The 19,988-nt window shown below is 45.4% G+C and carries 24 protein-coding genes and 1 riboswitch; of the genes, 13 read left to right on the top strand and 11 right to left on the bottom strand.

Annotated features, from left to right (window positions below; genetic code table 11):
- Nucleotides 1-47: 47 nt before the first annotated feature.
- From murA to mlaF, 7 genes are read right to left on the bottom strand one after another with little or no spacing between them, the layout of a single operon-like run.
- The gene (gene murA / locus AB4185_RS12860) at nucleotides 48-1,313 is read right to left on the bottom strand and encodes a UDP-N-acetylglucosamine 1-carboxyvinyltransferase (RefSeq protein ID WP_017058925.1); all 1,266 of its coding nucleotides are present in this window, start codon (nucleotides 1,311-1,313) and stop codon (nucleotides 48-50) included.
- Between the two features lie 8 nt (nucleotides 1,314-1,321).
- Entirely contained in the window at nucleotides 1,322-1,576 is a 255-nt protein-coding gene (gene ibaG, locus AB4185_RS12855) for a BolA family iron metabolism protein IbaG (RefSeq protein WP_017058924.1), read from the bottom strand.
- A 13-nt stretch (nucleotides 1,577-1,589) separates the two neighbouring features.
- Nucleotides 1,590-1,898: a lipid asymmetry maintenance protein MlaB gene (locus tag AB4185_RS12850; RefSeq protein ID WP_017058923.1), complete on the bottom strand. Its 309-nt coding sequence runs from the start codon at nucleotides 1,896-1,898 to the stop codon at nucleotides 1,590-1,592.
- On the bottom strand, nucleotides 1,898-2,527 hold the full coding sequence (locus AB4185_RS12845; RefSeq protein WP_120459707.1) for a phospholipid-binding protein MlaC: 630 nt from the start codon (nucleotides 2,525-2,527) through the stop codon (nucleotides 1,898-1,900). Before AB4185_RS12845 ends, AB4185_RS12850 begins: the two co-directional genes overlap by 1 nt.
- A gap of 52 nt (nucleotides 2,528-2,579) precedes the next feature.
- Nucleotides 2,580-3,071, bottom strand: coding sequence for an outer membrane lipid asymmetry maintenance protein MlaD (gene mlaD, locus AB4185_RS12840; protein WP_017058921.1), 492 nt, complete (start codon nucleotides 3,069-3,071; stop codon nucleotides 2,580-2,582).
- A 2-nt stretch (nucleotides 3,072-3,073) separates the two neighbouring features.
- Nucleotides 3,074-3,853 carry a lipid asymmetry maintenance ABC transporter permease subunit MlaE gene (gene mlaE / locus AB4185_RS12835; protein WP_017058920.1) on the bottom strand — a complete coding sequence of 260 codons (780 nt, stop codon included), beginning with the start codon at nucleotides 3,851-3,853 and terminating at the stop codon, nucleotides 3,074-3,076.
- Between the two features lies 1 nt (nucleotide 3,854).
- Complete coding sequence (gene mlaF / locus AB4185_RS12830; RefSeq protein ID WP_017058919.1) at nucleotides 3,855-4,649, bottom strand: phospholipid ABC transporter ATP-binding protein MlaF; 795 nt, start codon at nucleotides 4,647-4,649, stop codon at nucleotides 3,855-3,857.
- A 264-nt stretch (nucleotides 4,650-4,913) separates the two neighbouring features.
- On the opposite strand from mlaF, the gene AB4185_RS12825 reads away from it, so the two are divergent.
- From AB4185_RS12825 to mgtE, 12 genes are all read left to right on the top strand, one after another.
- A complete protein-coding gene (locus AB4185_RS12825) occupies nucleotides 4,914-5,879 on the top strand; it encodes a calcium/sodium antiporter (RefSeq protein WP_017063737.1) in 966 nt (321 codons plus the stop codon).
- Between the two features lie 34 nt (nucleotides 5,880-5,913).
- The gene (gene kdsD, locus AB4185_RS12820; RefSeq protein ID WP_017058917.1) at nucleotides 5,914-6,885 is read left to right on the top strand and encodes an arabinose-5-phosphate isomerase KdsD; all 972 of its coding nucleotides are present in this window, start codon (nucleotides 5,914-5,916) and stop codon (nucleotides 6,883-6,885) included.
- A complete protein-coding gene (gene kdsC / locus AB4185_RS12815) occupies nucleotides 6,885-7,442 on the top strand; it encodes a 3-deoxy-manno-octulosonate-8-phosphatase KdsC (protein ID WP_017058916.1) in 558 nt (185 codons plus the stop codon). The genes kdsD and kdsC overlap by 1 nt, the downstream gene beginning before the upstream one ends.
- Nucleotides 7,439-8,002: an LPS export ABC transporter periplasmic protein LptC gene (gene lptC / locus AB4185_RS12810; RefSeq protein ID WP_004735306.1), complete on the top strand. Its 564-nt coding sequence runs from the start codon at nucleotides 7,439-7,441 to the stop codon at nucleotides 8,000-8,002. Before kdsC ends, lptC begins: the two co-directional genes overlap by 4 nt.
- A complete protein-coding gene (lptA, locus tag AB4185_RS12805) occupies nucleotides 7,983-8,477 on the top strand; it encodes a lipopolysaccharide transport periplasmic protein LptA (RefSeq protein WP_017058914.1) in 495 nt (164 codons plus the stop codon). Before lptC ends, lptA begins: the two co-directional genes overlap by 20 nt.
- A gap of 2 nt (nucleotides 8,478-8,479) precedes the next feature.
- The gene (gene lptB / locus AB4185_RS12800) at nucleotides 8,480-9,205 is read left to right on the top strand and encodes an LPS export ABC transporter ATP-binding protein (RefSeq protein ID WP_004735304.1); all 726 of its coding nucleotides are present in this window, start codon (nucleotides 8,480-8,482) and stop codon (nucleotides 9,203-9,205) included.
- A gap of 54 nt (nucleotides 9,206-9,259) precedes the next feature.
- Entirely contained in the window at nucleotides 9,260-10,720 is a 1,461-nt protein-coding gene (locus tag AB4185_RS12795; protein ID WP_017058913.1) for an RNA polymerase factor sigma-54, read from the top strand.
- 62 nt (nucleotides 10,721-10,782) lie between these two features.
- Nucleotides 10,783-11,070 carry a ribosome hibernation promoting factor gene (hpf, locus tag AB4185_RS12790; protein ID WP_009847742.1) on the top strand — a complete coding sequence of 96 codons (288 nt, stop codon included), beginning with the start codon at nucleotides 10,783-10,785 and terminating at the stop codon, nucleotides 11,068-11,070.
- Between the two features lies 1 nt (nucleotide 11,071).
- Nucleotides 11,072-11,533, top strand: a complete 462-nt coding sequence (gene ptsN, locus AB4185_RS12785) for a PTS IIA-like nitrogen regulatory protein PtsN (protein ID WP_004738707.1) — start codon at nucleotides 11,072-11,074, stop codon at nucleotides 11,531-11,533.
- Between the two features lies 1 nt (nucleotide 11,534).
- Nucleotides 11,535-12,404: an RNase adapter RapZ gene (gene rapZ / locus AB4185_RS12780; RefSeq protein WP_372135518.1), complete on the top strand. Its 870-nt coding sequence runs from the start codon at nucleotides 11,535-11,537 to the stop codon at nucleotides 12,402-12,404.
- 2 nt (nucleotides 12,405-12,406) lie between these two features.
- Nucleotides 12,407-12,682, top strand: coding sequence for an HPr family phosphocarrier protein (locus AB4185_RS12775; RefSeq protein ID WP_008220439.1), 276 nt, complete (start codon nucleotides 12,407-12,409; stop codon nucleotides 12,680-12,682).
- Between the two features lie 148 nt (nucleotides 12,683-12,830).
- Entirely contained in the window at nucleotides 12,831-14,186 is a 1,356-nt protein-coding gene (gene mgtE / locus AB4185_RS12770) for a magnesium transporter (RefSeq protein ID WP_017058911.1), read from the top strand.
- Nucleotides 14,187-14,282: 96 nt separating this feature from the next.
- Here the strand turns inward: mgtE and pmbA are convergent, their stop codons facing one another.
- Nucleotides 14,283-15,626: a metalloprotease PmbA gene (gene pmbA, locus AB4185_RS12765; protein WP_017058910.1), complete on the bottom strand. Its 1,344-nt coding sequence runs from the start codon at nucleotides 15,624-15,626 to the stop codon at nucleotides 14,283-14,285.
- A 118-nt stretch (nucleotides 15,627-15,744) separates the two neighbouring features.
- Here pmbA and yjgA point away from each other — a divergent pair, with 118 nt between their 5' ends.
- On the top strand, nucleotides 15,745-16,269 hold the full coding sequence (gene yjgA / locus AB4185_RS12760) for a ribosome biogenesis factor YjgA (protein WP_017069408.1): 525 nt from the start codon (nucleotides 15,745-15,747) through the stop codon (nucleotides 16,267-16,269).
- A gap of 125 nt (nucleotides 16,270-16,394) precedes the next feature.
- Here yjgA and thiQ read toward each other — a convergent pair whose 3' ends face one another.
- From thiQ to thiB, 3 genes are all read right to left on the bottom strand, one after another.
- Nucleotides 16,395-17,099, bottom strand: coding sequence for a thiamine ABC transporter ATP-binding protein (thiQ, locus tag AB4185_RS12755; RefSeq protein ID WP_017071293.1), 705 nt, complete (start codon nucleotides 17,097-17,099; stop codon nucleotides 16,395-16,397).
- On the bottom strand, nucleotides 17,099-18,712 hold the full coding sequence (gene thiP / locus AB4185_RS12750; protein ID WP_017058907.1) for a thiamine/thiamine pyrophosphate ABC transporter permease ThiP: 1,614 nt from the start codon (nucleotides 18,710-18,712) through the stop codon (nucleotides 17,099-17,101). The genes thiQ and thiP overlap by 1 nt, the downstream gene beginning before the upstream one ends.
- A 91-nt stretch (nucleotides 18,713-18,803) precedes the next feature.
- A complete protein-coding gene (gene thiB / locus AB4185_RS12745; protein ID WP_229647438.1) occupies nucleotides 18,804-19,796 on the bottom strand; it encodes a thiamine ABC transporter substrate binding subunit in 993 nt (330 codons plus the stop codon).
- A gap of 53 nt (nucleotides 19,797-19,849) precedes the next feature.
- Nucleotides 19,850-19,969: riboswitch (TPP riboswitch) on the bottom strand.
- Between the last annotated feature and the right edge of the window lie 19 nt (nucleotides 19,970-19,988).

Here is a 19,988-nt window from a genome sequence, read left to right as displayed (position 1 = left end):
GACTTTTATGTTTTCATCTTACTGATTCATGAATCCACTAACCTAGGTTAGTTCGACTCACTAAATCGTGTAATGTTTGCGCCTAAGGCTGACAATTTATCTTCAATCTTATCGTAGCCACGATCGATGTGATAAATACGGTCAACGATGGTTTCACCTTGAGCAATACAGCCAGCAATAACAAGGCTCGCAGATGCGCGAAGGTCCGTTGCCATTACTTGAGCGCCGCTCAGTTTTTCCGTTTCACCACAGATAGCCGTGTTACCTTCGATTTCCGCTTTTGCACCCATTCGCTGTAACTCAGGAATGTGCATAAAACGGTTTTCAAAGATAGTCTCAGTGATAACACCACTGCCCTTCGCCATCATGTTAAGCAGAGTAAACTGTGCTTGCATGTCGGTTGGGAAACCAGGGTGAGGTGCCGTTACGATTTTCACCGCTTTCAGTTCACGACCCGTCATATCAAGACTGATCCAGTCTTCGCCCGTTTCAACCTTCGCACCCGCTTCTTCAAGCTTCGCTAAGGCAGCTTCAAGAAGATGAGCGTTGGTGTTGCGACAAACCACTTTACCGCCAGAAACAGCAGCAGCAACCAGGAAAGTACCTGTTTCAATACGGTCAGCAACCACAGAGTGTTGGCCACCACCAAGACGTTCAACGCCTTCGATAGTAATCGTATCTGTACCTGCGCCAGAAATTTTAGCACCCAGTTTGTTTAGGAAGTCAGCCGTATCAACAATCTCAGGCTCACGCGCTGAGTTATCGAGTACTGTTGTTCCTTCCGCTAGCGTTGCTGCACACATGATAGTAATGGTGGCACCCACACTTACTTTATCCATCACGATGTGCGCGCCTTTCAGACGGCCATCAACACTTGCTTTCACATAACCATCTTCCAACTTAATGGTCGCACCTAGTTGCTCTAGACCGTGGATATGCAGATCAACAGGTCGAGCACCAATTGCACAACCGCCTGGAAGTGACACTTGGCCTTCACCAAAACGAGCGACTAGAGGACCTAAAGCCCAGATAGAAGCACGCATTGTTTTCACTAAATCGTAAGGCGCACAAAATTCATTAATTTCGCTGCCATCAACATGAACACTACCATTACGCGATACTTTTGCGCCTAAACGCTTAAGCAGTTCCATCGTAGTATCGATGTCACGTAGGTGAGGAACGTTACTTACTTCCACTGGCTCTTCAGCAAGAATTGAAGCAAATAAGATAGGTAGCGCTGCATTTTTTGCGCCTGAGATCGTCACTTCACCGCTTAGCGGCTTATCCGATCCAATAACTCGAAACTTTTCCATCATAAACCTTAAAGTGACATCAGTTTCTTATCACGTTCCCACTCTTCCGGCGTGAAAGCCTTAATAGAAAGAGCATGGATGTCATTGCGTTGAATGTATTCCATTAGTGGGCCGTAGATTAGTTGCTGCTTCTTAACTCGATTCATGCCGTCAAAACATGGATCAACCGCAACAACTTCGTAATGACTGCCTTCCCCTTTCACGAAAATTTCCTGAAGGTTCAGTGCTTCTGCTAATAATTCTTGTACTTTTGTGCTGTCCACAAATAGCTCCTGCCTAATTTTTTATGTGTTCTGCCATCATTGGCTGGATATTGCTCAATTGGAACAACGTTCGTAATTGTTCTGGCACGAAACTGAGCATTATATGACAGTTTTGATTTTTTGCATGCTCTAATAAGTGAATTAGCATCACCATTCCTGCTGAATCGACTCGATTTATATGGCTAAGGTCAATTTCAACGCTCGATTCCGTCGTTTGCCACTTTTCCAATATACGCCAGATTGCAGGGACACTGTCTCGGTCTAAATCACCGAACAGTTGATACTCTTTAGAGCTTAGTGCTTGCCATTGAGAATGGCTCATTATTTGTTACTCTCAAAACGAATCGGTTGTGCGGCTAATTTCTCTAGTTCGTCTGCAACTTGTAAGATGCCTTCTTGACGAATCTTAGTATTCCACTCCGATTGCTTGCTCGACAACAAGCTAATACCTTCGGCAACCATATCAAATGCTTTCCACTCGCCAGATTTCTTGTCTTTGCGAAGCTTAAATTCAAGCTTAATGTTTGGTCGCGGCGTATCGATGATGTCGACCTTGATACTGGTAATGCGGCTATCCGCTTTGATTTTTGGTTCTGGACCAAATTCAATCGTCTGATCTGTGTATTGAGTCAGCACTTGGGCATAAGAAGAAACAAGGTATTTACGGAATGAATCGATAAACACGCCCACGTCTTTTCTATCCGCGCCTTTCAAGTTTGGTCCAAGTAACTTAAGAGCTGCATATTGTGCATTCACATAAGGCATCAACTCTTCTTCCACGATGACCTTCAATAACTCTGGATCTTGGTGGATGTTGTCTTGTTCACTCTTCAAACGCTCAAATGCCACTTCGGCAACTTGAGTCATCATCTGGTAAGGCTGAGTACGGTCAATCGATTCTGCAGCAAAGGCTTGGGTAGAAATAAGCAACGCCATTGCCGCCATAAACATTGATTTCAAGTAACCAATAGCTTTTAAATAACTAATAGTTTTCAACATTATCTTATTCCTTAGCTTCGCTGTCATTAGACCCACCAACGCTATACAGCACTTGGCCAATCAAATCTTCTAGTACCAATGCTGACTTAGTGTCTTCAATTGAATCACCATCGACCAACATCTCTTCATCATCAAAAATGAAGCCTGGAACCAGACTAATGTACTGCTCACCAATTAAGCCAGATGTTAAAATTTGAGCACTAGAGGTATCTGGAAATTGTGAGTACTTCCCGTCAATAGACAGTTCAACGACAGGAAGGTAGCTCTCGGTATCAAGCTCAATGCTTTTAACTCGTCCAACAACGACGCCACCCACTTTCACTGGAGAACGAACTTTTAGGCTGCCAATGTTGTCAAAGGTCGCTTTTAGATTGTAAGTATGGTTCGAACCTATGCCTTTTACGTCAGCGACTTGAAAGATCATGATTAAGATTGCGCAAATTCCGGCAATAACAAAGGTGCCGACCCATAATTCTAATTTTCGAGTTTGTTGCATGATTAATTCCCAAACATCAATGCGGTAAGAACAAAATCTAGCCCTAGTACCGCTAGAGAAGAGTGCACTACAGTGCGTGTGGTTGCCTGACTGATACCTTCTGAAGTCGGTACTGCGTCATAACCATTGAAAAGTGCGATCCAAGTTACGGTGATAGCGAAGACCATGCATTTGATCATGCTGTTACCAATATCTCGGCCAAGTTCTACTGAAGACTGCATCGCAGACCAGAAACTGCCGTGATCAATGCCTTTCCAATCAACACCAACCAGTTGACCGCCCCAAATACCTACCGCCATAAAAATCATAGCAAGCAATGGCATTGAGATAAGCCCGGCCCAAAGACGTGGTGCAATAATGCGTTTAAGAGGGTCAACGGCCATCATCTCAAGGCTTGAGATCTGCTCTGTTGCCTTCATTAACCCAATCTCTGCCGTGAGTGCTGAACCGGCTCGACCTGCAAATAATAACGCAGTCACCACAGGCCCCAACTCACGCAACAGTGAAAGCGCGACCATTTGACCAAGGTTTCCCTCAGCGCCGTAGTCAATTAACACGACATAGCCCTGCAGGCTGAGCACCATGCCGATAAACAGACCCGAAACTAAAATAATAGCCAATGACTGAACGCCAACGCTATAAAGTTGTTTTACTAATAAGGGGAAGTTTTTTAGTCGCGGGATGCCAAACAAAGCCCCAAATAACATCAGGCTTGCTCGACCAAATGACTCACAGCTCGCAAGTGTACGCTTACCGACACCCGCAATAGTTTTAACAATCATATTAAAACAAATCCTTTTCTAAGCTCTTCGCAGGGAATCTAAATGGTACTGGACCATCGGCTTCGCCTTGCAAAAATTGCTGCACTCTCGGATCGCTATTGTTGTACAACTCATCAGGTGTTCCAGCGGCAATAATCTTGCTATCTGCCATGAGGTAAACCCAATCAGCAATACTCATCACCTCTGGCACATCGTGAGAAACAACAATCGAGGTTAAGCCCAAGGCTTGATTGAGATTTCGTATCAATTCAACCAATACGCCCATGGTGATGGGATCTTGGCCAACAAACGGCTCATCGTACATGATAAGTTCTGGATCCAGTGCGATTGCGCGCGCCAGTGCGGCACGCCTAGCCATTCCGCCAGACAACTCACTCGGCATCAATTGCGCAGCACCACGTAATCCTACCGCTTCAAGCTTAAGTAATACGATGGTACGAATGAATTTTTCATTAAGTTCAGTGTGCTCTCGCAGCGGAAACGCCACATTATCAAAGACATTGAGATCCGTAAAAAGCGCACCCGATTGGAATAGCATGCTCATTTTCTTACGTGCTTGATATAGCTTTCGACGTGATAATGCAGGGATATTGTCACCATCAAACCAAACTTCGCCTTCATCTGGCGGCAGTTGCCCACCGATCAAACGCAGTAAAGTCGTTTTGCCGATCCCAGACGGCCCCATGATGGCGGTTATCTTGCCTTGAGGCACCTCTAAACTGATGTCATCAAAGATAACGCGGTCACCGCGTGAGAAGCTGAGGTTCTTAACTTTCACAAGCTCAGTGTTCAACATATTTTTGTTGTTTCCTTGCTTTAAAAAACGCCAATTATGGCTGCAATAATAATGAGTCTACTTTAGAATTAAAAGCACTGTTCAATTAATTCATATTAAACAGGAATCTATGCAGGGATTTGAAAGCATTAGGAAATTATCTATTGATCTCTCTTTCTTGCCTGCTAACTGGTAATTAATTTGCCGAGTGACTTCCCTTTTATCTAGCAACAGGTCAAAATTAGCGGTTAATTCTCCGTTTTTATTAATTTTTTAGGAATCATCATGCTTGAAGCGATTGCGTTTCTTATTATCGGTCTAGGTTTTTTGGTGTGGAGTGCAGATAAGCTGGTTTACGGTGCCGCTGCTCTTGCTCGCAACTTCGGTATTTCACCACTAGTTATCGGTATGACGATCTTAGCAATGGGGTCTTCGGCTCCTGAAATGATGGTTTCTGCGACAGCAGCCCTTGATGGCAAAACAGATACAGCTGTAGGCAACGTACTGGGCTCTAACATCGCCAACATCGCGCTGATTTTAGGTATTACAGCCCTTATCAAGCCGTTATCGATTAGCTCAGGCGTGATTCGTCGTGAACTACCATTAATGATCGGTGTCACTCTGCTAGCGGGCGCCCTATTGTGGGATAACCATTTAGGCTTCTATGAAGGCGTGTTGTTGTTTGTTCTTTTTGCCGCGTTTTTGTTTGCTATGTTGCAAATCAGCCGCAGCGAGAAAAAGAACGGCGATGCTTTCCTTGATGAGCAAGAATCAGAGATCCCTGAAGGCGTAAGTAACCCTAAGGCTGCAATGTGGGTCGTGATTGGTCTAATCGTCCTACCTTTAGCTGCTGATATGCTGGTAGATAACGCTGTGATCATCGCGAAGTTCTTCGGCATGAGCGACCTTGTCATTGGTTTAACCATCATTGCTGTTGGTACTAGCCTTCCTGAACTTGCAGCATCACTAGCCGGCGTTATGAAGGGTGAAGATGATATGGCTGTAGGTAATATCATTGGTTCAAACGTATTCAACATCCTTGCTGTTATGGGTATCCCGGGCATCCTAAACCCTTCGATCTTGAGCGAGTTCGCTATGGGTCGTGACTTCTGGGTAATGCTAGGCGTATCGCTACTACTTGTTGTGATGGCACTAGGAAAATCTCGTAGTGTGAATCGTATTGAAGGCGGCGTGTTAATTGTGACGTTCGTGGCCTACCAAAGTTACCTATTAATGAACATGTCGGCTTAATTGTTGATTTAACTTCCCGTACTTGGAGTATTTGATGTCTCAGCCATTTGATTACCGCAGCGTTGCAAAACAAGTTTTGGAAACCGAAGTTGCAGGTCTCACTCAATTAGACCAATATTTTAATGATGATTTTTGTAAAGCTTGCGACCTTATCCTGAACAACAAAGGCAAAGTCGTTGTGATGGGCATGGGTAAATCAGGCCACATTGGCAACAAAATCGCAGCAACATTGGCAAGTACCGGGACATCGGCTTTCTTTGTTCACCCAGGCGAAGCGGCGCATGGCGACTTAGGCATGATCGAACCTGGTGATATTGTGATTGCAATATCCAACTCCGGCGAATCGGGAGAAATCCTCAGCCTATTTCCTGTGTTAAAGCGTCTGAGCATCAAGATCATCAGCATGACAGGCAAGCCAGCATCAAACATGGCAACCCTGTCTGATATCCATTTACAAATTTCAGTACCGGAAGAAGCTTGTCCGCTGGGCTTAGCACCAACAACAAGCACCACGGCGACTTTGGTCATGGGTGATGCATTAGCCGTTGCACTTTTGCAGGCTCGAGGCTTCACCGCTCAAGACTTTGCCCTGTCTCATCCTGGTGGCGCTTTAGGTCGTCAGCTGCTGTTGAAGCTCGACGACATCATGCACACAGGCGATTCACTTCCTGTTGTAGCACCCGACGCACTAGTAAGAGACGCTCTACTAGAGATATCTCAGAAAGGCTTAGGCATGACAGCAATCGTTGGTGAAGATGGCCAAATGGCCGGTATTTTTACCGATGGTGATTTACGCCGTATCTTAGACAAACGCGTTGATATCCATAACACGCAGATCGGTGATGTGATGACGCTAAACCCGACGGTAGCCGAGCCAAACATGCTCGCGGTTGAGGGCTTAAACTTGATGCAAGCGAAGAGCATCAATGGCCTGATGTTATGCCAAGAAGGTAAATTAGTCGGAGCGTTAAACATGCATGACTTACTGAAAGCAGGAGTAATGTAATGACACAGACAGTCGAAACTCTATACGGCACTGTTAATTCAGATGTATTTGCAATTGCAAAAGAGATCAAACTGCTGATTTGCGATGTCGATGGTGTCTTCTCTGATGGTCGCATCTACATGGGCAACAACGGTGAAGAGCTGAAAACCTTCCACACTCGTGACGGTTACGGTATCAAATCACTGATGAACGCAGGCATTGAAATCGCGATCATCACGGGTCGCAAATCTCAAATTGTTGAGAATCGTATGACCGCTCTAGGCATTAAGCTGATTTATCAAGGTCAAGACGATAAAGTTAAGGCATACCAAGATATTTGCGATAAGCTTTCTGTAAACCCTGAAAATACAGGTTACATCGGAGACGATCTGATTGACTGGCCTGTAATGGAAAAAGTTGGCTTGAAGGTCTGTGTGGCAGATGGGCACCCGCTACTTGCAAAGCGTGCAAACTACGTGACAACCATTAACGGTGGTCATGGCGCGGTACGTGAAGTCTGTGACCTTATTTTACAAGCAAGAAATGAACTCGACGTGCATAAAGGTTTAAGCATATGAGTTTTACTCGTATTATCTATTTAATACTCATATTTATTGCCTCTTGGTCGACCTATTACTTGTACGACAAAGAGCAAACATCAACGATACAAGTGGCTCCAAATTTGGAGCTGCCCGCGTTTAGTGGCAAAAGCCTGAACAACATTAGCTACGACGAAAGCGGTATTCGCAGCTATCAGGTTGAATCGACGTATTTAGAACACTACTCAGTAGTTGGCGATACGCACTTTCAAAACCCAGTTCTTTCGGTATTCCGTGAAGGGCACACGATTGAATGGCAAGTCACCGCTGATCGCGCGATTATGGATGAGAATCAAGTTGTCACGTTTTATGACAACGTCGTGGCAAAGAACCTGTTGCCAGAAGCCAGCTTCGATACAATGACCACAGATAAAATGGTTGTTGAGCTGCCTAGCCGAGATTTTTATTCAGAGACTCCGGTCCATATGATCGGTACATTTTTTGAAACTGAGGGACAAGCAATGAAAGGTAACTTCGGTACCAACAATGCAACCCTCTTTAATTCTGTTCAAGGTAGATATGAAACTCTTACACCTTAGTTTATTCGCTTTGACCCTTGCGGCACCTAATGTCTATGCTCTGTCTTCGGATAGTGAGCAACCTGTCTACATTGACTCAGACAGCCAGCAATTGGATATGAAAAGTAACCAAGTGACTTTCCTTGGTGATGTGAACCTTAAACAAGGCAGCATCAATATCAATGCCGATAAGGTTATTGTTACTCGTAACGCCGTAAACGGTGAGATTGAAGAAATTCAAGGCTTCGGTAAGCCAGCAACCTTCTCTCAGCTTACTGACGACGGTAAGACACTCTACGGTGAAGCTGACGACCTGCACTACCAGCTTGTTGCCGACCGACTGATCATGACTAAGAATGCGATGTTATCTCAAGATGGCAGCATCATTCGCGGTTCTAAGATCACTTACCAGATCGGTTCTCAGAAATTAGTCGCTGACAGTGGTGAAAACAAACGAGTGTCAACGGTTTTACAACCAACGGAAGTGAATAAGTAACGATGGCTGTTCTTAAAGCAAAAAACCTAGCGAAAACCTACAGTAAACGTAAGGTTGTTACCGATGTAAGCTTACAGGTAGAGTCAGGCCAGATCGTCGGTCTGCTTGGGCCTAACGGTGCAGGTAAAACCACATCTTTCTATATGATTGTTGGTTTGGTGGCGCGTGATGAAGGTACCATCAGCATTGATGACCGAGACATCAGTATCTTACCAATGCACAGCCGCTCTCGTCTTGGTATCGGTTACCTGCCTCAAGAAGCATCGATTTTCCGTAAGTTGTCCGTAGAGAACAACATCATGGCGGTTTTACAAACCCGTGATGAAATGACCAACGAACAACGCCAAGATAAGCTGGAAGACCTGCTAGAAGAGTTCCACATCCAACATATCCGCACCAGCAATGGTATGGCTCTGTCGGGTGGTGAGCGTCGTCGTGTAGAGATTGCTCGTGCACTAGCAGCAAACCCGCAGTTCATTCTATTGGATGAACCATTCGCCGGTGTTGACCCGATCTCAGTAATCGATATCAAAAAAATCATTGTTCACCTGCGTGATCGCGGCTTGGGTGTTTTGATTACCGACCACAACGTTCGTGAAACATTAGACGTGTGTGAAAAAGCTTACATCGTAAGCCAAGGACACCTGATCGCTGAGGGTACTCCTGAAGATGTTCTCAATAACGAACAAGTTAAACAAGTTTATCTAGGCGAACAATTCCGTCTATGATTATATAGAGAGTATCGAGAGTTCTAAGAATAATAACTAGGTAAGTCACACTGAATGAAACCCTCATTACAACTTAAGCTAGGCCAACAGTTAGCAATGACTCCTCAATTGCAGCAAGCGATTCGTTTGTTGCAATTGTCTACTTTAGATTTGCAGCAAGAGATTCAAGAAGCACTTGAATCTAACCCACTACTCGATGTCGAAGAAGGCAATGAAGATACGCCAACATCGGAAGAAAAACCTAGCAGTGACGAAAAAGAAACTGTTGAAGCCACAGAGCAAGACTTACCTGATAGCTCAGACTTAATCGAAAAATCAGAGATTGGCAACGAACTAGAAATCGACACAACTTGGGAAGACGTCTACAGCGCGAACACCGGTAACACGGGTATTGCGATTGATGACGACATGCCGGTTTATCAAGGCGAAACCACTCAAAGCCTGCACGATTACCTACTTTGGCAACTCGACTTAACGCCATTCACTGACACCGACCGAAGCATCGCTTTTGCATTAATCGATGCCATCGACGACTACGGCTACCTCACTGTAACTTGTGAAGACATCCTTGAAAACTTCGACAATGAAGAGATCGAGCTTGATGAAATTGAAGCGGTACGTAAACGAATTCAGCAGTTTGATCCGCTAGGTGTCGGTTCAGTCAACCTGCAAGATTGCTTGTTACTGCAACTGGCAACCTTTCCCCAAGATACGCCTTGGCTTAACGAAGCTAAGTTAGTACTTACTAGCCATATCGACCAACTCGGCAATCGCGATTACAAACTGGTTATCAAAGAGACCAAGTTGAAAGAAGCAGAACTACGTGAAGTTTTGCAACTGATTCAACAGCTGGACCCTCGTCCTGGCAGTAAGATTACTCCGGATGAAACTGAGTATGTGGTTCCAGATGTATCTGTCTTCAAAGACCTTGGCAAATGGTTAGTGACCATTAACCCTGATAGCGTGCCTAAGTTGAAAGTGAATCAGCAGTACGCTGATCTGGGCAGTAAAGGCAACAGCGCCGACAATCAATACATCCGCTCAAATTTGCAAGAAGCAAAGTGGTTAATTAAAAGCCTAGAGAGCCGAAATGAGACGCTACTCAAAGTTGCGCGATGCATTGTTGAACATCAGCGTGATTTCTTCGAACATGGCGAAGAAGCGATGAAGCCAATGGTTCTTAATGATGTTGCGTTAGCTGTTGATATGCACGAATCCACGATCTCTCGTGTGACGACTCAAAAATTCATGCATACGCCACGTGGCATCTTCGAGCTCAAATACTTTTTCTCAAGCCATGTCAGCACTGACAATGGCGGTGAATGTTCATCTACAGCAATTCGCGCACTCATCAAGAAGCTTGTCGCAGCGGAAAATACCGCGAAGCCTCTAAGTGATAGTAAGATTGCTGCTTTACTGGCTGACCAAGGAATTCAGGTAGCTAGACGTACCATAGCGAAATACCGTGAGTCTCTGGGCATTGCCCCATCGAGTCAGCGTAAACGCCTGCTATAAGCTCATTTAGTCGCTAGTTACTTAGCAACTATGATCAGGCAACCAACTGAAAAGGAAAGTCTATGCAAATCAATATTCAAGGCCATCACGTTGATCTTACCGATTCAATGCAAGACTATGTTCACACCAAATTCGACAAACTTGAGCGCTTCTTTGATCATATCAATAGCGTTCAGGTTGTTTTAAAAGTTGAGAAAATCAATCAAATCGCAGAAGCTACCCTGCATATAAATCAGGGGGAAATCCATGCGACAGCAACAGATGAAAGCATGTATGCCGCGATTGATTCATTGGTTGATAAACTCGTCCGCCAACTCAACAAGCACAAAGAAAAGCTAAGTAGTCACTAACATGCAATTAAGCGAAGTACTTTCATTGGACTGCACCAAAAGTGCAGTCCAATGCACAAGCAAAAAAAGAGCCCTTGAGCTCATCAGCCAGATAGCAGCTGAGAGCTGCGGTCAAGATTCAACAGAGCTATTTGAGTGTATGTTGAGCCGTGAGAAGATGGGCAGTACCGGTATTGGTAATGGTATCGCGATTCCCCATGCTCGTATGAATGTCAGTGATAAAGCGATAGCTGTATTACTGCAATGCCAAGATCCTATCGAATTTGATGCGATTGATAATCGTCCTGTCGACCTACTATTTGCCCTGCTTGTTCCTAGCGAACAATGCAAAGAGCATCTAAAAACCCTTTCTTGTATGGCAGAACGACTAAACGACAAGCAGACTCTTAAACAGCTGCGTAATGCTCAGAGCGATCAAGAGCTTTACGACATCATGATTCAAGTGCCAACTTGCGAGCAATAACATGCGATTAATCGTGGTTAGTGGCCAATCAGGGGCCGGTAAAAGTGTTGCGTTACGAGTCCTAGAAGACTTGGGGTATTACTGTGTCGATAATCTACCAGTAAACCTGCTCAACAACTTTGTCGAATCGGTACGCGAAAGCAACCAAAACGTTGCGGTAAGTATTGATATACGTAACCTACCGAAAGAGCCTCAGTTAGTCACCGACACGCTCGAGCAACTCGAGTCAGCTACAAACATCGATGTTGATGTATTGTTCCTCGATGCCAGCAAGCAGACACTCCTTAAGCGCTACAGCGAAACCCGCAGAATCCACCCTTTATCAATTGGCCAAGAAAAGCTCTCTCTTGAGCAAGCGATTGATTTAGAGAAGACACTTCTGACACCTCTCGCAGAGCACGCCAGCATTGTGATCGACAGCAGTGACTGCAACCTCTACGAATTGAGTGAAAAGGTTCGATTTAAAGTTGAAGGCAAAGAGAAGCAAGAGCTGATCATCGTCTTTCAATCTTTCGGTTTTAAGTATGGCTTGCCAAGTGATGCCGACTACGTGTTTGATGTTCGCTTTTTGCCGAACCCTCACTGGGAACCTGCACTACGACCACTAACCGGGCTAGATGCACCAATTCACTCCTTTCTAGAAGAACACTCAGAAGTTCTGGAACTCAAGCAACAGATCCAAGGCTTTGTTGAACAGTGGTTACCAATGTTAGAGAAGAACAATCGCAGTTACCTAACGGTCGCGATTGGCTGTACTGGCGGCAAACACCGCTCGGTCTATCTAACCCAGAAAATTGGTGAGTACTTCGAACAACTTGGTCATCAAGTTCAAATCAGACATGCCTCTTTAGAGACGCACCAACAGGGCTAACCATGGAATTAACTCGAACTGTACTGATCCAAAACCGTTTGGGTCTTCACGCTAGAGCGGCCGTAAAGTTGGTTGAGCTTGCACAAAGCTTTGATGCCACTATCACAATTCATAGTGAAGAAGATAAAAGTGCCACCGCAGACAGCGTAATGGGACTATTGATGCTGGAGTCAGCCCAAGGCCAACACATCACGATTCAAGCTTCGGGTACTGATTCACAACAAGCACTTGATGCCGTTTGCCACCTTATCGAAGATAAATTTGATGAGGGTGAGTAGCTAAGACGCTTTACTCACAACACCGCAAACTCAAACGGTGAACCAACCTATATTAAATCTTAGTTCTACCTAAGTTTATGATTTAAATAAGCCCTAGAATTAAGTTACTATTCCAAGCATTGTAAGAATAATGAGATAGGAGGAAAATATGGCAGAGCAATTAGAATTCGACCAAGCTCACCAAACCCTCCAAGAAGTCAGCGAAGCCCTAGAAAACGGCCGATTTGTTCACGTACGCCGACAACTTCAGGACATGGAGCCTGAAGATATTGCACACCTTTTAGAAGCCTCCCCTCGCAAAAGTCGTGACGTACTCTGGCAACTCACCGATCCTGAAGACTACGGTGAAATTCTTGATGAACTAAACGAAGACGTCAAAGATGCTCTTGTGTCGAAAATGGCACCTGAGACCTTGGCAGAAGCAACCGAAGGTATGGAAACCGATGACGTCGCGTACGTACTTCGAAGCCTACCCGACGATGTTTCTCGCGAAGTCCTTTCTCAAATGGACTCCGTCGATCGTGCATTAGTTGAAACTGCCCTGTCGTACCCTGAAGATTCAGCGGGTGCGATCATGAACACCGACGTAATCACGATTCGTGGTGATGTCGATGTTGACGTTGTATTGCGCTACATGCGTATGCGTGGCGAACTGCCGGATGCAACTGATGCTCTGTATGTTATTGATGAAGAAGAACGTCTTATCGGTAACCTATCACTTACCACGCTAGTAACGACTCAACCTGATGTCCCTGTTTCAGAAGTGATGGATGATGCCGACGAAGCGATCGCGGTAGAAACCAGTGCGTCAGATATCGCGAGCCTGTTTGAACGTCGTAACTGGGTTTCTGCGCCTGTCATCGATAGTAACCAGCACCTTGTTGGTCGTATCACCATCGATGACGTGGTTGATGTTATCCGTGAAGATGCCGAACACTCAATGATGAGTATGGCGGGTATGGACGATGACGAAGATACCTTCGCACCGGTCGTAAAATCTGCTCGTCGTCGTAGTGTGTGGCTTGGTGCTAACGTACTCGCAGCACTGGCGGCAGCATCTGTATCAAACATGTTTGAAGCAACGCTCGATCAAATGGCAGCGATTGCGGTTCTGATGACTATCGTGCCTTCGATGGGGGGTGTTGCGGGTAACCAAACCGTTGCTCTGGTGATTCGTGGTTTGGCACTCGGTCATATCGGTGACAGTAACAAACGCGAACTACTACTCAAAGAGGCGGCCATCGGCTTCCTAAACGGCGTTCTATGGGCCGTTATCATTGGTGGTATCGTGGTGGCTTGGAAAGGTAACTGGATACTGGGAGGCATCATCTCAGCGGCGATGATGACCAACTTGATTGTCGCAGGTATTGCTGGTGTAACTATCCCAGTGATGTTGAAGAAGATGAATATCGATCCAGCCCTTGCTGGCGGTATGGCACTGACCACAGTAACCGATGTTATTGGCCTATCGGTGTTCCTAGGCTTAGCGACCATACTGATCTAGTTAGCATAAGCAGTTAGCCAATTTTTGGCGAAATACAGAAAACAAAAAGGGAGCCACGGCTCCCTTTTTTAATTCATCAGATTCGCTTTAATTGAATTACTCACCCGCGACTTTCATCGACTCAAGCAGGATAGAACCCGTTTGAATTTGCGAACGTGTTTCTACGTCGTTACCCACAGCAACAATCTGAGTAAACATGTCTTTTAGGTTACCTGCGATTGTTACTTCTGATACTGGGTATTGGATCTCTCCGTTTTCAACCCAGAAACCTGCAGCGCCACGTGAATAATCACCCGTTACGGTGTTTACGCCTTGGCCCATCACTTCAGTGACTAGGAAGCCAGTACCCAACTCTTTTAGCATCTGCTCAAAGTTTTGACCGGTCGATTTAACGAACCAGTTATGAATACCACCAGCATGACCGGTTGGCGTCATATCCATCTTACGTGCGGCATAGCTCGTTAGTAGGTAAGTTGCTAGCACACCGTCAGTGATGATTTCACGATCTTGAGTGAACACACCTTCGCTATCGAATGGGCTTGAAGCCAAACCACGCAAGATATGTGGTCGCTCAGAAATGTTAAACCAGTCAGGTAGGATTTTCTGACCGAGATGATCCAATAGGAATGACGACTTGCGGTAAAGGTTACCGCCACTGATCGCCATAACAAGGTGACCAATCAAGCCAGTTGCCACATCATTAGCGAACATAATTGGGTACTGGCCTGTTGGTAGCTTTTTCGCATCCAAACGGCTAATGGTCTTTTCTGCAGCTTCTTGACCCACACGCTCAGGCGTCCACAGCTCGTCACGGTGACGTGCAACGGTGTAGCTGTAGTCACGCTCCATCTCACCGTTAGCGCCTTGTCCAATTACACAGCAGCTCGTGCTATGACGACTAGAAGCATAGCTTGCTAGTAAGCCATGGCTGTTACCATAAACCTTAACGCCATAGTGGCTGTCGTAGCTTGCGCCATCACTCTGTTTGATCTTATCGCTATAAGCTAACGCTTGCTTCTCAGCAGCAATCGCAATCTCAGCGGCATAGTCAGGGTTTGGTTCATCAGGGTGAAAAAGATCCAAATCTGGAATTTCTTTTACCATGTATTCTTTTGCCGCAGGACCGGCAAATGGGTCTTCAGAAGTGTACTGAGCAATATCAAGTGCGGCCGCGACGGTTTGAGCAATCGCCTTTTCACTCAGATCAGATGTAGATGCGCTGCCTTTTTTCTGGCCGCGATAAACAGTAATACCTAGCGCACCATCACTATTAAATTCAACGTTTTCCACTTCACACATACGTGTTGAAACACTTAAACCCGTTGACTTAGTAATAGCGACCTCAGCTGCGTCTGCACTCACTGATGCCATATCCAACGCTTTAGCTACTGCGGCTTCTAGCTCAACTCTTTGCTGGGCGACTTGCTGTTTTACATCCATATCTATTCTAATTTTTTAGGTCAATATTACGTAGGATAACAAGAATTTCGCTTTCTCCCCAAGATTCTTGCTAAAATAGGCAATATATTCGTTTGAGATAGTGACATAGGCAGAAAAGATGGCTCGCAAAAACCAAAAAGCCCCATGGGAACCAGAAGAAGAAATCATCTGGGTAAGTAAGACAGAAATGAAAACCGACATGGAAGCGCTACAAAAACTGGGGGAAGAACTTGTTTCCCTGAAGCCTTCTGTATTAGACAAGTTTCCTCTGTCTGAAGATTTGGCACAAGCGATTAAAGATGCACAACGCTTTAAAAATGAAGCGAAGCGCCGTCAACTTCAATACATTGGTAAAGTAATGCGCAATGTTGATCCTGAGCCAATTCAAGCGGCTTTGGATAAAGTACGTAACAAGCACTCGCAAGCAACCGCTGAACTGCACAAGCTTGAGCAACTGCGTGATCGCGTTGTTGCTGAAGGCGATGCTGCCATTTCAGAAGTCATGGACATGTACCCTGAAGCAGACCGTCAGCGTCTTCGTCAGCTAGCTCGCCAAGCTAACAAAGAGAAATCAGCGAACAAGCCAGCAAAGGCTTCTCGTGAAATCTTCCAAATCTTAAAAGAGCTAAAGCTAGAAGACTAATCGTTATCTCGCTTTACTCATAGAGTGAATAAAAGACCTAGCACATGCTAGGTCTTTTTGTTTTTGACGTACTCGATATCAAGAAGCACTCAATATCAATAAATACTCACAGGAGTGATGAGTCGTCACTCACCCGCTTTAACAAATGAGCTTAATTCTGTCTGTGGATGATCCGCCGTCAGTGCCTCTATCGAGTCTTCAACCAACACCTTACCTAGCGCCACAAACACAAACTTATTCGCGATACTGCGTGCGTCACCTAAATGGTGAGTCACCATCAAGACCGTAATATTTCGCTCTGCCGCTAATCGCTTCACTAAGCTAAGCATCTCTTCACGCAGCAAAGGATCAAGCGCAGAGAAAGGTTCATCAAGCAGCCAAATATCATGAGGTTGGACAAAACAACGCGCTAACGCAACACGCTGGCGTTGACCGCCGGATAAGTGCTCAGGCAACCTATCCAAATACTCAGCGACGCCAACTTGCGCTGCGGCTTGCTCCACAGCTTGCTTTTGGGTTGCAGTAAGCTTTAAACCTGGATGCAGACCTAAACCAATATTTTCTCGCACCGTAAGGTGAGCAAACAGGTTGTGCTCTTGAAACAACATCGCCAACGGACGCTGATGTGCTTCTTTACCAATAAGCGACTGCCCAGCCACTGATATCTCACCCGATGTAGGCTCGATGAAACCAGCAACTAGCGCCAACAGTGTAGACTTACCCGCACCACTCGGCCCCATAAGCGCAACAATATCGCCCTGCTCAGCTTGAAAATCAAAGCTAAACAACTCTCTGTGATAGTGGTAATCCACATCTTTCATCACTAACATCATCGGTTCCTTAATTCTTTAGCATCGAGCTTAGATCTTCGAGTAAATAAGAATTCTATTAAGCTAAAGCTGCCGACACTCAATAACAGTAAGCTCACAGAAACTACCGCCGCCGCTTCCATTTGATAGCTGCCTAACAATTGGAATAGGTACAAAGGCAGAGTTCTAAAATCTTGGCTACCAAACAAAGCAATCGCGCTTAAGTCACCCATCGCCAACATAAAGCTAATCGAGAAGGCTTGCGCCATCGGCTTACGCAATGCTCGCCACTCCACTAACCTAAAACGCGTGAAACCTGTCATACCCAAGCTTGCACACACATACTGGTACTGCTGAGACAAATGCAGCATAGGTTGAGCTAGGGTTTTAATTACGTAAGGCAGCGCCATTAAGCTGTTGACGGCAATCACGATAAAGAAAGCTAAACTGAATACATCGGTGAATGAACGCAGTAATAAGAAGATACCCGTACTGATCACCAGCCCCGGAGTCACCAAGATAATAGTGCCAATCAGCTCGATTTTATCGGCTCGAAAATTCTTGTTCTGTAAACGCCATGCTCGGCTAGTCAGTAGTATGGCGATACCAATACCAACTGCGATAACACTTGCTAATGACGCGACTTTAACCGAGGTCATTAACGCCGCCCAAAACGGCTCGCTGCTGAGTACGGTTAATGCCTGCGAGTTAATTCCACTGACGATAACCATAGCTAATGGCGGCAATACCAGCATTGAGACTATGATGATCCAAAAGCTATCCCAAGCTTTTGACCACCAGCTGTCCTTAACCAAATATTTCTCTTCCGACAGCTGACTGGCCGTCACTGAAATAGGCTTCGATAGGCGTTGAATGCTCACCGCTAGCACACCACACAGCAGCATTTGCCATATCGCGAGCAAGGCACCAGCTTGAAGGTCAAAGTCGAATTTAATCGCCTGATAAATAGCGAGCTCGATAGTGGTTGATTTAGGTCCACCGCCTAGCGCCATCACGGTAGCAAAGCTGGTAAAACACAACATGAAGACTAAGCCACACACATGTGGTAATTGCTGTCTTAAGCGAGGCCATTCAACCCATCTGAATTTGTTCCAATGACTCATACCCAAGTGAGCACAAAGCTTGTGTTGCTCGGCAGGCACGGTATCTAACGCTTGCAGAAGTAAGCGACTGGCATAAGGCAAGTTGAAGAAAACGTGCGCCAGCAAAATACCATTCAATCCGTATATGGAAAATGGCAATTCAATATCGAAGTTCGCCAAAAACTTAGCTAACCAACCACTATTGCCATAGATCGCAAGTAAGCCAAATACACCCACTAACACTGGCAGGACTAAGGTCGACGCGAACAGCCTTAACAACAAAGCGCGTCCAAAAAATTGTCTACGACACAGCGCATGAGCAATAGGTATAGCAAAGCCAACACTCAGCACTGTTGAGAGTGTCGCTTGATAAAAGCTGAATTTCGTTACATGCCAATAGTAAGGATCGGACCATACTTGGCTGATATCAAGAGAAGGGGCATTGCTAAGCAATGCCCCAACTGCTGAAACCACGAAGGCAGTAATGAGTATCGCTACCCAAATCCCAACCTTAGGTGTTTTCTTTATCATAGATTGTTTTTTACCGTAAATGGTTCGCTCAGTTAACATCGAACAAACCTTTAAATACAGAAAGTTAGAAAGCTAATTTTTTAAAAGCAAATTAAAAAGTAAGTGCACTCTGCCATTCACGAATCCATGGCTTACGCTTCTCGGCGATCTCTTCTGAGCTAAAGCTCAGCGCTTTCTGAGGAACCGTAAGTTGCTCAAACCCTTTTGGTAACTCAACATCCGTCACTGGGTACATCCAGTTACCTGTTGGCATCGCCGTTTGGAATTCATCACTTAGGATAAACGCCATAAACTCATCAGCAAGTTTCTCGTTCTTACTGCCTTTAACCTTGGCGGCCACTTCCACTTGAGTGTAATGCCCTTCTTCAAAGCTTGCCGCTGCGTACTTAGAATCGCTCTCAGCAATAATGTGGTAAGCAGGAGACGTTGTGTAAGACAAGACTAAATCCGACTCGCCTTCTAGGAACATTGAGTAAGCTTCAGACCAGCCTTTGGTTACAGTCACTGTTTTCTGAGCAAGCTTCTTCCATGCTGCTGTCGCTTCATCACCGTATACTGATTTCATCCAAAGCATCATGCCTTGGCCTGGTGTTGATGTACGTGGATCTTGGTAGATGACCTTAAGATCATCACGCTGCTCAACCAGTTCTTTCAAGCTCTTCGGCGGGTTTTCCAGTTTCTCTTTATTGTAAACAAAAGCAAAGTAGCCAAAGTCATAGGGTACAAAAGTGCTGTCGTTCCAACCATTAGGAAGCGTTACCGATGACGTATCAACATTATGCTCAGCCAATAAGCCCGTCGCTTTCGCTTCAGCCATTAGGTTGTTGTCTAGGCCTAATACGATGTCAGCTTTGCTGTTGCCGCCTTCGAGACGCAAGCGGTTAAGAATAGACACGCCATCTTCAAGCGCGACAAAGTTCACATCACAACCACACTTCTCTTCGAATGCTTTTTCAACGGCAGGGCGAGGGCCCCAATCCGCAGCAAAAGAGTCATAGGTGTATACAGTCAAAGTGTTGTCTGCAGCAAAGGCAGAAAAAGAAATAGCTGTAGTAACAGCAAGGGTAGTTAATGTGAATTTCACTGGACGCTCTCCATGGTCTGAGCGGCACAGGTTTGAGGGAGGAGAACGGTAGAGGTTGTTCCTAACTCAATTCCTACGCCAGCATTATCTGGTTCAGGTTTACGGGTCCCAAGCACCTGCTTGATCTCAGCTCGCATTCATTATTTGAATGGTTCGCTCCCCGATGAGTGTTCAGAATTGTAATTTGATTTT

Origin of the sequence: Vibrio sp. 10N.286.48.F5 (assembly GCF_041469785.1) — a bacterium.
Taxonomy (GTDB): Bacteria; Pseudomonadota; Gammaproteobacteria; order Enterobacterales; family Vibrionaceae; genus Vibrio; species Vibrio crassostreae_C.
This window is presented reverse-complemented; position numbering and strand designations above follow the sequence as displayed.